Here is a 13,834-nt window from a genome sequence, read left to right on the forward strand (position 1 = left end):
GAGATGGATCCCAATTTGAAATCTCACGACCGTTCAAAGGTCGTGAGAAAATTCCGTATCTATCCGCTGTCATCTATTGAAAATGTAAGAACGGAGCCCGATGTCTCCAATGAGACGCCCATAGTCCTCATTCCGTTTAAAACTCTTGTGTCCTATCCATTCTCATTCCCTTTCGGAAAAAAGGGCAGTATCCGCGATGCATTGACGCTAAATTTACGCCCTGTACTGGGAAACAGTGATACTTCTCTTATACTTGTCCCGCAGGTTACAGAACAGACATCAGATCTTACAAGGGGCGTTGCATGGTTAGCTGCGAAATCTGAGATAGCGGAATGGGAATCCAGGATCGGCACCGCCGCTGTCTTCTGGCCTGCCCCTATTGCCTTTGTCTCAGAAGTCAACGGCTCCGGTATAGTAGTCTGGTGTGACGACGAGGGCTCGTCAGCGATCTGGTTTGATGACGGCGAACCGATATTCTACCATTGGATGCCGGACAGCGAGGGCGGTGCGGCACAGCTTGCAGAGTGGGTATTGAAGTATGCTGAATCTAATGGCAGGAAGATAGACTCCGTAAAGATATTCAGGGACGGAGATGTCTCGCAGAAGGACGTTCAATTTTGCGGGGAGGCTGCCATCGCATCATTAAAAGGCCTTGACATGCTGGATCTCTCAAGTCGCGGCGCTGATATGGCAGAACAGACCGAGGCTTTCTTCAATACCGCCTTTAAGACCGCTAAGACTCTTTCTATACTGGGAGTTATGTTCGTAGTGTTTTCCGCCATGCCTCTTATTCAGGGTTTAATTTATAAAGGATCCTTCGACAGGGCCCCGGCACAGATATACAGGAGGATATTCGGCGAGGAGAGCGGAAGCCCTCTGATGTCTGTAAACAGAAAGCTTAAGATGCTGACGGGCAACGGCACACAGATGACACTGGAACAGACGCTCAGCAACTTTTCTGCAGCATGGAAGGATAATCCTTCATCTGCCGGCATGAAGCTGGACTCATTGCGTTATGGCGCAGAGCGTACTGAGATACAGGGACTCGCGGGCTCAATGGACTCAATACAGTCCCTTCGTGATTTGCTGAACAGGAACGGATTTACCGCCAAGGTCGGTGAAGTACAGCAGGTCCCGGGCTCAGGCATGCGATTTTCGATCTCGCTTACGGGTGCAAAACAATGATCAGCTTTCAGGAACTGAAAAGCATGCCCGAGGCGAACAGGCTGTGGAAACTTGTTTTGTTTGCTCTGCTGGTCTGGCTTCTTGGTTTGATCCTTCTGTTGAATGCCAAAGGCATATCCCGTCAGAACAAAGAGCGGCTTGGCGAAACTGACAGCATTATGAACGCGGCAGTTACAATCAAATCATACCCAAAACAGGATACATCACCTGGAAGAGAACCTCTTACGGCTGTATCGTCCATAATAGACTCCCTCGGCCTGAAAGACAGGGTTGGCCAGATGAATTCAGGAACGTCCGGAATCGTGCTGCAGGTGAACGGCATTTATCCCGACGAGCTTACGAACTTCATTGAGGCTATATTGCGCAACAGGCTCTCCATTAAGACTGCTGAAATAAGGGCAATGTCTTCCGGCAAAGAGGGACGGCTTATAAATGTGACGGTCGCGCTGGAGGCCGCGGCTCAATGAAGCCATTCAGGAGATCTATTCTTATCCTATGCGGGATCCTCGGCTTTTTCGTGGGACTGCTGATATTCCTTCCTTTTGATGCAGTCTGTGACTATCTTATGGTCAAGGTGCTGGGCCGCGCCGCTGAAAACGGTATCTATGCTTCAGTACAGTACCATTCTGCGGAGGGCATCTTCAACAAAGAGTTTGTCTGCAGGGGAATCCAGGCGGACTTTCCTGTGTTCAGGTTTTCGTCAAGCGAGGTGCGAATTGCCCCGTCCTTTATCCGAAGCTTATTATCCGGATCTCGTATCTGCACTGTTTCTACGGGCAGAGGCGATATGGTATCAGTTATGAGGCAGAAGCTGGAATGGACCGAAGGCAAAGCCGACGTCGCAGTTGACGATGACAAAGTATCAATTAGTAATATAGAGTTAAATGGGAATTTTTCAGTAAGGGGTTTTATAGAATTTTCAGCAGCGACAGGCGTCATGGAGCATGCAAATCTCATGATAAAAGTGCCCGGCGAGATGGACCGGGCGCTGCAGATGCTCGGCAGCGGAGGAATGATCCCCATAAGCAGGATCAAAGAGGGCGAATGGAAGGTGGAAAAATAATGTCTGCCGGAAGACATGAAGTTTCTTACTTTTCCATAAAGAAGTATTTTTTCGGACTGCACGGAGATCCTGCAGTGCAAGGATCCGGCGGTAAGCTTCAAAGGCGCGCCATCGCTCTTTTCAGCCAAAAAGCTGATGTCAGAGAGGGTCGCGCGAGTTCTTTCCCCCTTGCGCTCACTGTGTTTATTTCGGCACTGCTGGCAGCTTTCTGCTTATGTTTGATGGCAGAGACGGCAATAATGTCGCTTTCGCTTGCCGCAAGATTTTCTCTTGCTGAGGATATTGCAAATCGTCCTCCGTCGTTTGCAAACGCAAAAACAGGCAGAGGCATGGATAGCTTCACTGAATTGAATCCCTTTGGGGCGTCCCGGCGTCAGGCGGCTGATAAGGAGAGCTCTTACTCTGCCGCTTCCCTGGTTCTCGCAGGCACTCTGCCGCAGATCGGCGCGTGGATAAGAGACGACGCAGGAACACACCTGGTCCTGAAGGGACAGGTTATCCGTGGAAGCAGACTTGAGGATATAAGTTACGGACGGGTCCTGTTGTCGCAGAATGGAAACATCTATCCACTCTATCTGACTCTCTCAGGCGGCAAAGCAGCTTCTCCCCCGCCCCCGCCTCCGGCCGCTGGCGGAAAACAGGGCAGCGGGGCGGATCTCTCGGAGATCAAGCCTGCGTCGGAGGGGCAGGAGGGAGTTGTACCAAGGGAGCTTGTCGACAAACTTGTTATGGACCCTTATGACGAGCTGAGCAAGATGAGGATGGTTCCCGCAGAAGGCGGCGGGATGCAGCTTCAGAGAATAGCACCAGACAGCGTGCTTGGGGTTGTAGGCGTATCACAGGGTGATGTCATAAAGGCGATAAACGGCGTGAATATATCAAACCTCAGCGATGCGGCGAACGCAGTCAACTCCCTGATGTCCGGTACAAGATTTGACGTTACGGTGGAGAGAGATGGGAAACCTCTGTCCCTCAAGTACCAGGTAAAATGAGCGTTGTAAGGCGCCGCTCGGCGCGGGGAGCTTTTACTCTGATTGAAGTTCTGGTCGCGGTCGTAATTCTGGCTTTTACCGCAGTCGCAGCGCTGAAGCTTGTTATTTTGGCGCAAAACGGACTTGGCGAGGCAAGAAAAAAGCGGATGATACTGGATGAAGCCCAATCACTGCAGACCGAAATAAAACTTGGGAAAGCTGAATCGTTCGGAGTGAGCGGGGATATCACATGGGATACAGTTGAAAAAAAGCAGGATATTCTCGGGGAAAATTTTGGAAAACTTGATTTCGACAAAAGCGGAGATAAAAGAAACGAGACAGATTTCGGCGACGTACGATGGAGGGAACTCACCGTCAAGTATAAAGACGGAGAAAAAATAATACTTTATATTCCCTCAGGAACGGATAACATTAAGTGGAAGGATGAAGAAGCCTCCGGCGATACGGCAGCAGATCCAGGCAGTAAAAGCAAAAATAACTCCCGTTTCCATAAATGATCAGATTCTGTTTCAGGTCTAACCTAAGGAGTGGTCGTCAATGTTTGGAAAGAATAAACTGCTTTATATTATTATTTTATTGCTTGTTATATCAGCTACAGGGTCAGCCCGTGCGCAGACGCCGGAAGATGTACAGGATGAACAGAACCTTGTTCAGGCCGCGCGCCAGATGCGCAGTACCGGGCGCATTCAGCTGAATTTCAAGGATCTGGAGATGTCGAAATTCATACGTTTTATGTCGGAGCTCCTCGGCGAGAATATACTTGTGGATCCTGCGGTAGGCGGCAAAGTCTCGGTGGTTTCCCCGAAGCCTATATCGATCAAAGAGTCCAGACAGGTATTGCTATCCGTGCTGGAAATGAACAACCTTGCAATGCAGGACATGGGCGGATATTCCAAGGTCCTTCCATTAAGTGCGGGCCCTACCGCGAGCAACACTGTTATAAAGGGGGATATGAGCATCCAGCCGGGCGAGGCGCTTACCGTGCAGGTCGTCCCGCTGAGCTATGTCAAGGTCGGGTACGTCGTTGCGCCGCTTAAGTCGGCATTGCCCGCGGTGCAGGTAACTCTTCTGGGAAGCGGCAATTCCGTCATGCTGGTCGGCAAGGCGGCGTTCCTCAACCGCGCGGTCAGCATCATACGAGCTCTTGATGCGCCCGACAGCATAAGGACGATAAAGATATTCTCGCTTGCCTATGCAGACGCCAAGCTCCTCGAAGGACATATGAACGCAATGTCGAAGGACTCCTCTTCGAAACTTGCAGGACTTTTTGCTATAGGCGACGAGCGTACGCGCCGCATAATACTCATCGGCAGCAGCCAGAACCTCAGGGAAGCAGAACGTCTCATGAAGGGGCTCGATGTCCGATCTCGCACAGAGAATTTTCACGTGTATAAGCTTGTGAATGCGGATGCGAAAACCGTAGCCGAACAGCTGAGCCAGATACTCGCGGTGGCGGCGAAGCTGTCGCCTGATCCAAAGGGCGCGATGCCGTCAACCGTCGTTCCCGACCTGCCGACGAACAGCCTTGTCTTCACCGCAAATCAGGAACAGTTCGATTCCCTCAAGGACATACTTGCCCAGCTTGACACGCAGCCGAAACAGGTGCTCCTGCGCGGACTCATCGCCGAGGTCAACCTCAATAAGCTCAACAGCGCCGGAATAGACTGGGCGGCATGGGGAGGCTCAGTAGTCGGAGACGCGGTAGTTGCAGGCAGTGCCCAGCTTGGTACGACAGGAGTGCCTGAAGATGTGCTCAGTCTGTACCAGAGCCTGATTACGAAGGAAGAACTGGTTGACAGAAATGGCAGCACTTATTCGGTGACAAACACTCAAGGAAAAGGCCTGATGTATGCTTATGTAAAGCTTCTCAACAAATACGATGCGATAAACGTCCTTTCAATGCCGAGGCTTATGTGCACCGATAACCTTCAGAGCTATCTTCAGGTCGGTCAGGTCATACCTCAAATGAAGGGGAGCCTTACGGATACGACTAACCCGGGTGCAGTTCAAAACAGCTATGAGTACAAGGATGTCGGCCTGATACTTACGGTCACGCCCCACGTGCGCAGCGGCAACCTTGTCGCCCTTGAGATAGAGCAAAGGGTAGAAGATCTGCTCACCACAGCAGGTTCAACGACGCCTGTGACCTCCAAGCGCGAGATAAAGACGAACGTGCTTGTGGCGAACGGTGAAACGGTAGTCCTCGGAGGACTTATCAAAGAGGCGGAAAAGTCCTTGAAGAACAGGGTCCCATTCTTCTCATACATTCCGCTTGTCGGGAACCTCTTCAGATCAAATGAAAAACAGCGCGAAAAAATAGATCTCATGATATTCCTCACCCCGTATATCCTTGAGACGCCGCAGCAGGCATCGAAGATAACAAGAGAGATCATCGGCGATGGGCAGCAAATGAGCGAAGCGGAAAGAGAGCTTCTGATGCGCAACCACAGTAATTATCAGAAATCGATCGAAAAGCAGGATATTACGAAAGAGCTGCTTGATCAGAACAGTATGGAAGAGCAGTCCGGGGGACAGAAAAAAGAGCAGGGAAAGCAGTCGGGGCCGGTTGAGGTGAAGATCGACCGATGAATGGGAGCATGTCGCCACAGGATAATCAGGCAGAAGACAGACAGACGTCTATTTCCTATCTGGCCGAGGCTACAGCCGAAGGTATCCTTGAGCTCATACCGGCAGGAATAAGCATTGACGTCCTGAGGGATAAGGGCTTCCTGCCTGTGCGTAGGGAAGATGACGTCCTCACTGTCGTGATGTCCGACTTATCCGCGGTGCCGGATGCGCAGATTCTTGCGGCTGGTATGGGCTGCAGCGTCAGCATAGAACTCTGCCCTGCGGAAGAGATACAGAACCTCATACGACGCCTCTATGACATAAAGAGCGGCGTCGGCCAGGATACGCTGAACGCGATAGAAGAGATCGATGACCTCTCCGAGCTTGTCCGCCAGGAAGTAATGAGCGATACCGTGGATGCCCCTGTAGTGCGCCTTGTAAACGGCATAATGATGGAGTCGCTGCGTGAGCGCGCCACAGATATACATATAGAGCCGTATGAGGATAGGGTCGTTGTGCGATACCGGATCGACGGGGTCCTTGAGAACCGCTACAGCCTATCTAAAGGACATCAGTCGCCGGTAACGAGCCGAATAAAGGTCATGGCAAACATGGATATTGCGGAACGCTTTGTGCCGCAGGACGGCAGGATCGGAATAAGCCTCGGCGAGCGTATGGTGGACATACGAGTCAGCTCCCTCCCGACGCAGCACGGGGAGCGCTTGGTTCTGAGGCTTCTTGACAAGGCCCGCGGTCTTCTTACGCTCGAAGATCTCGGCATGAAGGCTGACGAGCGGGAGCGGCTAGAGACGCTTATACGCAGGCCGAACGGGATGATACTCTTCACCGGACCGACAGGTTCAGGCAAGAGCACAAGCCTTTACGCGATCCTTCAGGCTCTTGCGCGTCCCGAAGTGAACATAATAACGGTAGAAGACCCGATAGAATATGACCTTCCGGGAGTAGGCCAGGTCCAGGTCAATGAAAAAGCAGGGCTGACATTTGCCTCGTCGCTTCGCTCCATACTTCGTCAGGATCCGGACATAATAATGATCGGGGAAATGCGTGACTTCGATACGGCACACATAGGAATACAGTCGTCTCTGACGGGTCACCTTGTGCTTTCGACGCTCCATACCAACGACTCCATAAGCGCTGTGACGCGGCTTTCGGACATGGGCATAGAATCGTATCTCATCGCGGGTTCCCTGCTCGGTGTTGTCGCGCAGCGTCTTGTACGCCGGGTATGTCCACACTGCTCCGAGGAGGTCCCCACATCCGGAGTTGTACTGAGAAACGGCGTGACTAAGGCCCGGCGCGGACGCGGCTGTGAAAAGTGCGGTCATACCGGTTACAGGGGGCGCTTTGGCCTCTATGAGCAGTTCAACGTTACTCCCGAAATACAGGAAGCTATAGCGGCGGGGGCTCCATCGGCGGAGCTTCGCAGGCTTGCCGGGCTCTCCGGCTTTTACACTCTGCTTGAACTGGGACTCAAGGCCGTGGAAAACGGTGAAACTACGCCGGAAGAGATGCTCCGTGTCGTAGGAGAGGTGTAACGGTTGCCTCTTTACAGAGCTGAGGTATATACGCGTAAAGGAGAAAAAAAACAGCTCCGCAAGGAGGCTGCCAATGAAAATGACCTGCTGCGCGACCTTCTCGCCCAAGGCTTCACAGTCATGAACGTAAAAGAAGAAACTTCCCGCAGCTGGTCGGTGCGGTCATTTGGAGGCAAGGGCAAAACCAGGCCGCTGAAACTTGAAGAACAGTACCTCTTCTGTACGACCCTCTGCTCGTTCATGAGAAGCGGGCTTTCTATAACAGAAGTACTTAAACTTCTCCAGAGACAGACCCGCGACAAAAGACTCAAGCCCATCTTCACACAGCTTCGGGAATCGGTGGAGTCGGGACGTTCTCTTGCGTCGTCCATGCAGTCACTCGGAGTGTTCAGGCAGAGCCTTGTGGGAATGGTGGAATCAGGAGAAAAATCCGCTTCGCTTGCAGATATACTCGAAAAGGCAGGAGAACTCATCCAGAATGAAATAAAACTCCGCAGAAAAATACAGTCATCGCTTACCTACCCGATACTGATGCTTTGCGTTGGTATTGCTGTTGTGATATTCCTGCTCAGCTTTGTAGTCCCGCGGCTCACAGAACTCGTAGTAGACTCAGGCGCAGAGCTTCCGTTTGTTACGAGACTGCTCATCCTCATATCGCATGCGGTGCGCGTCGGCTTTATCCCGTTCTTATGCATTGTGGCGGCAGCCATCTTCTGGTGCCGCAGAAGCAACAAAAAAATACAGCTTCCAATGTTTCAGGACGTGCGGAACAACATTGCATTTGCCATGATATTCTCCCAGACCGGAACGCTCATAAGAGCCGGGATCCCGCTTGTCCAGGCACTGAAGCTCACATCCCCCCTTGACCCGGTCAAAGGACGCCTCGGGGTAGTTGCTGATCATATAAGACAGGGGTACCGCTTTTCTCAGGGGCTGGAAAAAGAGGGCTCTTTCCCGGAGGAAATAGTTACTATTGTCCGTGTCGGAGAAAGCGGGGGCAACCTGCCCGATTGCCTCATACGGCTTGGGAACAACTGCTGGGATTACGCCCAGTCGTCAATGCAGAGATGGGCAACGCTTGCCGAGCCTATGATCATACTTGTCATGGGTTTCCTCGTAGGTTTCGTTGTCATAGCCGTATTGCTTCCGATATTTGATCTATCGACACTGGTGAATAAGTAGCTAAAATTGTATCAAGCTTAAGGGATGCGATTTCCAGGCTTGGAATTTTAGGGTAATATTTTTTAAAAGTTCCGACGGAGGTACAGTTTATCTGATCATAAGTAAGAGGAACGGCAATACGCGGGGGTAGTAGATATGAATATAATTGAGATACTGCCTGAACTTGACATAGGCGGGGTCGAGCGCCATGTGATAGATCTCTCGAACGAGCTTGTAAAGAGGGGTCATAATGTGATGGTCGTCTCTGCCGGCGGACAGATGCAAGCTCAGTTGTCCGATAAAGTTGAGCATAGGAAGTTACCTGTACATAAGAAAAATCCATTCACCGGATGGATGTGCGCCCGTAAAATTTCAGGATGGATAAAAGACGAGGACTGGCAGATCATACACGCACACTCCAGAGTTCCTGCCTGGATAGCGGACTGGGCGTCATCAATGGCTGGAGTCCCGTTCATTGTAACTGCGCATGGGTATTTCGGGAACAAAAAACTTTGGATATACAGGCCATATCGCAGAGCTTCAAGGGTCATCTGTGTCAGTAATGCTGTAAGAGAAGAGATGAAGGACTGTTTTTATGAAAATACCCAGGTAGTGCTGAACGGACTTGATGAGCCTAAATACAAATGGTCTAAACCACAGAAGCCGCCAGTGAAATTTCTTTTTGTCGGCAGGTTGTCTCCTGGAAAGGGGCTTCAGGATGTATTGAAGGCTATGCCAGGCGTTTGCGGCTGGACACTGGATGTTCTTGGAGACGGGCCGATGAGGGGCGAACTGGAAGAACTGACGAAATCCCTTGGCTTGTCTGACAAAGTTATATTCCATGGCTATTCTGATCAGGCCGACATGTTTATGGCGAACTCGTCATGCCTTTTATTTCCGTCATATATTGAAGGCATGCCGCTTACTCTTGCCAGGGCCGTACAGATCGGCATTCCTGTCATAGCATCCGATATTGCTCCAGTGGCAGAAATGGCCGGTTCTTCCGAGGGATTGTTGCCGGCCGGGGATGTGGCTGCATGGAGGAACGCGATAGTCGACTTTATTGAAACAGACAATACAAAGATAAATATTCCGGTGTCGAACATCCCCACCCTTGATAAAATGGTCGATGCGGATGAGTTGATATACAGAGAGTTGCTGGCTGAGCGGTAACAGACAGATCGTTCATCAGATGCAGGGAGAGTCTTTTATGAGTGAGAGACAAAAACGTGTGCTGTTCCTGAGGTTTTCATCTCTGGGGGATGTGATTATTTCCAATTTTAGCGCGATGAAGCTCAAAGATAGACATCCTGATTGGAATATTACGTGGCTTGTTGATTCTGCTTATGCGGGCCTGGTGAAATATCAGCCGTGGGTCGATGATGTGATTGAATGGGATAGAAGAAAAGATGGTAATATTGGTTTTTTAAAAGTCCTGAAAGAAGTCAGGCTACGCAGATTTGATATCCTGTTGGATATGCATCATAGCGACAGAAGCAGTCTTTTTTCATTGTTATCCGGTATCCCACTGAGATACAGCGGCCGGAGAAGGTTCCCATTTGCTCATAACCGTTATTCTTTTGACGATATCTGGGATGTCGGGCAAAAGTTATCCTCTTGTTCAAGGTTCTTATACTCTCCGCCCACATCTGACAGAATAAGGAACCTGCTGAAGCGGGGGACGGACGGACGTTCCTTGGTACTTGCCATAGGGGCAAGCTATGCAATAAAGCGCTGGCCGGTAAAGAGCTGGATAGGATTTTGCATGGGAGCATCAAGAGCCGGATATTTTTTGTATCTTGTCGGTGATGGCAAGGATGAGGTAAAGAGTGCGGAAGATATAACCACTGCCGTTAGATCCGACAGGCTGGTGAATCTTGTTGGGAAGCTTTCAATTTCAGAACTTGTCCAGGTGATCAATGAAACGGATGGGACAATATCAGGGGACACCGGCGCTTTGCACATCGCACGGGCATTGGGCAGACCCGTTGTCGGGCTTTTCGGCCCGAATGTTTCGGATCATAATTACATAAGTAGTTTATCTAAGGTTTTTTACTGTAAATGTCCTGATTTGGGATGTAAAAACTGGCAGTGTGACAAGGCATGCCTTGAAACCATACAATATTCCGAAGTACTTGACGGTGTCAATGAGATCATGAAAAGAGGTAAATAAAATATGAAATTTGTCGTAACAGGGGGAGCCGGTTTTATTGGCAGCTGTGTCGTTCGCACCTTGAATGATATGGGATACGAAGACATTATCATAGTTGACAATATCGACTCTACTGATAAATGGAAGAACATCAGAAACAAGCACTTTTGCGACTATATCCATAAGGATAAGTTTCTGGATATCTTGCCGACACTATGTGATGTCACGCACGTGATACATATGGGTGCCTGTTCGTCGACAACAGAGAAAAATTTTGATTACCTCTACACAAATAACTTTGAGTATTCCAGACGGCTTTGGGATTATAGTACCGAAAAAGGAATTTCTTTCTTATATGCGAGCAGCGCGGCAACATATGGCAATGGGGCATCCGGATTCAGCGACAATATGGATATCCGTCGGTTGTTGCCGTTAAATGGCTATGGGTACTCCAAGCAGCTATTTGACCTCTGGACGCATAAACAGGACAGGCATCCCAGGCAGCATGTCGGGATGAAATTTTTCAACGTGTACGGCCCGAACGAATATTGTAAGTGCGGTATGGCAAGTGTTATATATCATGCTTATTGCGAAATCAGACAGGAAGGAAAGATCCGCCTTTTTAGATCGTATCGTGAAGAATATGCCGATGGGGAGCAAAAAAGAGATTTTCTATATGTAAAAGATTTGTGTAATGTAATAAGATTCTTTATTGAAAATCCGGCAATAAGCGGACTGTTCAACGTGGGGACTGGAAATGCGGAGACATTTAACGATCTGGCACTTGCTGTGTTTGATGCACTGGGAAAGGCCCCGGTCATAGAATATATTGATATGCCGGAGTCTATTCGAGAAAAATATCAGTATTTTACCCAAGCTGATATCAGCAAGTTGGCAGCTGTTGGCTATGATCGTCCGTTTCATTCGCTCAAGCATGGAATCAAGGATTATGTGCAAAACTATCTCGAGAAGGAATTCATGGTTTACTGACAATTGCAAATGAAAATTAATGATACAGCCTCCGGGATAAATCCATTATAAAAATATTTGCAGGTGAGTGGTATAAAAATGAGGGATAACGGTAATATTTTGTTTATAAAAAAAACTGAGATGTCAGTTAAAGAAAACATCCGCAAGTTCTGTTCCGGAGGGTTAAGTCAGTTACACGTTGCCGTAATAGGAGACTATATGCTTGACCGGTATATATATGGCGATGCTTACCGGATCTCTCCGGAGGCCCCGGTTCCCGTTGTAAAATTTTCCGAGGAAAAAATTGTTCCTGGCGGCGCTGGGAATGTCGTTGCAAACCTTATCGGGATGGGGCTCTCGGTGACCGCCATAGGCAGAGTTGGCAATGATTTGTATGGAGAGGCTCTTATTAAGATTCTTTCTTCTTTGATGCGGGCTGAAGTTTCTTCAATACTGATATCCGGCGGTACTATCGTAAAAACAAGGATCCTTGGTGGCGGGCATCAGCAGATGCTGAGGCTTGATCAGGAAGAGATAGTTTCTCCCAGCGAGGCAGAAATAGAAAAAATATTACATAGTCTGGGAGAACTCATTCGCTCAGGGTTAAAGAGTGTGGTGATTTCTGATTATGGGAAGGGGTTCTGTACCCCGGAACTGTGTCATCGTGTCATAGAACTTTGCCGCCGATACAGTATCCCCGTTTTCGTTGATCCTAAAGATAAAGACTGGCTGCATTACAGCGGTGCTTTCTTGGTAACGCCTAATATGAAGGAGCTCAGACTTATTGCCGGAGCGGATATAGCGAATGAGGATGAAGAAATAGTTTATTACGGAACTGAAATTATGCGTAAATTTAGATTAGACAACCTGCTTGTTACCCGTTCCGACAAGGGGGCGACCTTGATCAACAGCTCGGGGTCCAGGCATGAGAGGGCCAGCGCCGTCGAAGTATATGACGTCTCCGGCGCCGGGGATACGATGATAGCAACTGTCGCGGCCTTTTTTACAGCAGGTCTGCCTCTGCCGGAGTGTGTATCGATAGCAAACATCGCATCGCAGATAGTGGTGGGCAAGATCGGCACATACCCAATCAAATCGGAGGACTTATTGCAGGCAGTGCTGGAACCTGATTTCTCCGCAGAAGAAAAAAACGGATATTATACCAGGGTAAGTCCTGAGGATAAAATTGCAAGCCGGAGCCAGGCGAAATCTATATGTGACAAATGGAAAAAAGAAGGCAGAAGAGTCATATTCACAAACGGATGTTTCGATATACTGCACGTTGGGCATATTGACCTTTTGGTTGATGCTAAAAAACTGGGGGACCGTCTTGTGATAGCTGTTAATTCGGATGATTCGGTCCGCAGGCTGAAGGGAGCCGGAAGGCCTGTCAATCCCGGCCATGCACGTGCGAAGGTCCTTGCCGCGCTTGAGGCGGTGGATCTCGTTGTTATGTTCGACGAAGATACTCCCGCGGAATTGCTTTCGCAACTTCGCCCGCACGTAATAGTCAAAGGCGGGGACTATAGAAAGGAAGATGTCGCCGGACGCGAGTATTCCGACGAGGTGGTTATATTACCGCTTACGCAGGGATATTCGACGACGGAGACTATCGAAAAGATGGGCTATACAAAGTGAGGGAAGGCAAAAAGTGGATAATCCTTGATCGGGACGGGACAATAATTGCCGAGAAGGGTTATCTGCACGATCCGGACGAAGTAGAGATATTACCCGGTGTGATCGAGGGTTTGACTAAACTAAAAGAAGCAGGTTATAAACTTATCGTTCTTACGAATCAATCAGGAATCGGACGCGGTTATTACAGTGAAAACGACATGGAAGCCGTGCATTCCAGGATCTCGGCTCTGTTGTCGGAGCAGGGGATAGAAATTGCCGGGTACTATCACTGTCCGCACACGCCCGATGACGGATGTGGATGCAGGAAGCCTAAGACCGGCCTTGCGGGCGAAGCTGCAAATGAACTTGGTTTTGACCTTGTTGAAATTGCATGTGTCATCGGTGACAAAAGATGCGATGTCGAACTTGCCCGGAACCTCGGTGTTCCGTCTATCCTTGTAAAGACCGGTTATGGTGCGGAGGAATATGCTGAGGGTGTATGCGCTTTACATACGGTACAAAATTTAAACGAAGCAGCAGAGATTGTCTTGAATGTCGATGGAGGCTGATG

General features: G+C 49.5%; 13 protein-coding genes. All 13 read left to right on the forward strand.

Annotated elements, in window-relative coordinates:
* A partial coding sequence (locus tag LLF78_06905) for a hypothetical protein (GenBank protein MCE5202222.1) occupies nt 1-1,185 on the forward strand: 1,185 nt, incomplete at its 5' end.
* Nucleotides 1,182-1,652 (forward strand): hypothetical protein, encoded by a 471-nt coding sequence (locus tag LLF78_06910; protein ID MCE5202223.1) that lies wholly within the window; start codon nt 1,182-1,184, stop codon nt 1,650-1,652. The genes LLF78_06905 and LLF78_06910, both read left to right, overlap by 4 nt.
* Nucleotides 1,649-2,248: a hypothetical protein gene (locus LLF78_06915; GenBank protein ID MCE5202224.1), complete on the forward strand. Its 600-nt coding sequence runs from the start codon at nt 1,649-1,651 to the stop codon at nt 2,246-2,248. The genes LLF78_06910 and LLF78_06915 overlap by 4 nt, the downstream gene beginning before the upstream one ends.
* The gene (locus LLF78_06920; GenBank protein MCE5202225.1) at nt 2,248-3,240 is read left to right on the forward strand and encodes a PDZ domain-containing protein; all 993 of its coding nucleotides are present in this window, start codon (nt 2,248-2,250) and stop codon (nt 3,238-3,240) included. The genes LLF78_06915 and LLF78_06920 overlap by 1 nt, the downstream gene beginning before the upstream one ends.
* Nucleotides 3,237-3,737 carry a type II secretion system GspH family protein gene (locus tag LLF78_06925; protein ID MCE5202226.1) on the forward strand — a complete coding sequence of 167 codons (501 nt, stop codon included), beginning with the start codon at nt 3,237-3,239 and terminating at the stop codon, nt 3,735-3,737. Before LLF78_06920 ends, LLF78_06925 begins: the two co-directional genes overlap by 4 nt.
* A 40-nt stretch (nt 3,738-3,777) precedes the next feature.
* A complete protein-coding gene (gene gspD, locus LLF78_06930; GenBank protein MCE5202227.1) occupies nt 3,778-5,829 on the forward strand; it encodes a type II secretion system secretin GspD in 2,052 nt (683 codons plus the stop codon).
* Between the two features lie 8 nt (nt 5,830-5,837).
* The gene (locus LLF78_06935; GenBank protein MCE5202228.1) at nt 5,838-7,364 is read left to right on the forward strand and encodes a GspE/PulE family protein; all 1,527 of its coding nucleotides are present in this window, start codon (nt 5,838-5,840) and stop codon (nt 7,362-7,364) included.
* A gap of 3 nt (nt 7,365-7,367) precedes the next feature.
* On the forward strand, nt 7,368-8,546 hold the full coding sequence (locus LLF78_06940; protein MCE5202229.1) for a type II secretion system F family protein: 1,179 nt from the start codon (nt 7,368-7,370) through the stop codon (nt 8,544-8,546).
* Between the two features lie 135 nt (nt 8,547-8,681).
* Nucleotides 8,682-9,698: a glycosyltransferase family 4 protein gene (locus tag LLF78_06945; protein MCE5202230.1), complete on the forward strand. Its 1,017-nt coding sequence runs from the start codon at nt 8,682-8,684 to the stop codon at nt 9,696-9,698.
* Nucleotides 9,699-9,735: 37 nt separating this feature from the next.
* Nucleotides 9,736-10,698 carry a glycosyltransferase family 9 protein gene (locus LLF78_06950; GenBank protein ID MCE5202231.1) on the forward strand — a complete coding sequence of 321 codons (963 nt, stop codon included), beginning with the start codon at nt 9,736-9,738 and terminating at the stop codon, nt 10,696-10,698.
* A gap of 3 nt (nt 10,699-10,701) precedes the next feature.
* Entirely contained in the window at nt 10,702-11,667 is a 966-nt protein-coding gene (rfaD, locus tag LLF78_06955) for an ADP-glyceromanno-heptose 6-epimerase (GenBank protein ID MCE5202232.1), read from the forward strand.
* 99 nt (nt 11,668-11,766) lie between these two features.
* A complete protein-coding gene (locus LLF78_06960; protein ID MCE5202233.1) occupies nt 11,767-13,284 on the forward strand; it encodes a bifunctional heptose 7-phosphate kinase/heptose 1-phosphate adenyltransferase in 1,518 nt (505 codons plus the stop codon).
* Entirely contained in the window at nt 13,281-13,832 is a 552-nt protein-coding gene (locus LLF78_06965) for an HAD family hydrolase (protein ID MCE5202234.1), read from the forward strand. Before LLF78_06960 ends, LLF78_06965 begins: the two co-directional genes overlap by 4 nt.
* Nucleotides 13,833-13,834 lie beyond the last annotated feature (2 nt).

Source organism: Synergistaceae bacterium (assembly GCA_021372895.1).
In the GTDB taxonomy this organism is placed as follows: Bacteria; Synergistota; Synergistia; order Synergistales; family Synergistaceae; genus JAJFTP01.

Bases quoted from the DNA above. Each gene is read 5' to 3' on its own strand.
- LLF78_06910 (MCE5202223.1), top strand. From the start codon at position 1,182: ATGATCAGCTTTCAGGAACTGAAAAGCATGCCCGAGGCGAACAGGCTG.
- LLF78_06915 (MCE5202224.1), top strand. From the start codon at position 1,649: ATGAAGCCATTCAGGAGATCTATTCTTATCCTATGCGGGATCCTCGGC.
- LLF78_06920 (MCE5202225.1), top strand. From the start codon at position 2,248: ATGTCTGCCGGAAGACATGAAGTTTCTTACTTTTCCATAAAGAAGTAT.
- LLF78_06925 (MCE5202226.1), top strand. From the start codon at position 3,237: ATGAGCGTTGTAAGGCGCCGCTCGGCGCGGGGAGCTTTTACTCTGATT.
- gspD (MCE5202227.1), top strand. From the start codon at position 3,778: ATGTTTGGAAAGAATAAACTGCTTTATATTATTATTTTATTGCTTGTT.
- LLF78_06935 (MCE5202228.1), top strand. From the start codon at position 5,838: ATGTCGCCACAGGATAATCAGGCAGAAGACAGACAGACGTCTATTTCC.
- LLF78_06945 (MCE5202230.1), top strand. From the start codon at position 8,682: ATGAATATAATTGAGATACTGCCTGAACTTGACATAGGCGGGGTCGAG.
- LLF78_06950 (MCE5202231.1), top strand. From the start codon at position 9,736: ATGAGTGAGAGACAAAAACGTGTGCTGTTCCTGAGGTTTTCATCTCTG.
- rfaD (MCE5202232.1), top strand. From the start codon at position 10,702: ATGAAATTTGTCGTAACAGGGGGAGCCGGTTTTATTGGCAGCTGTGTC.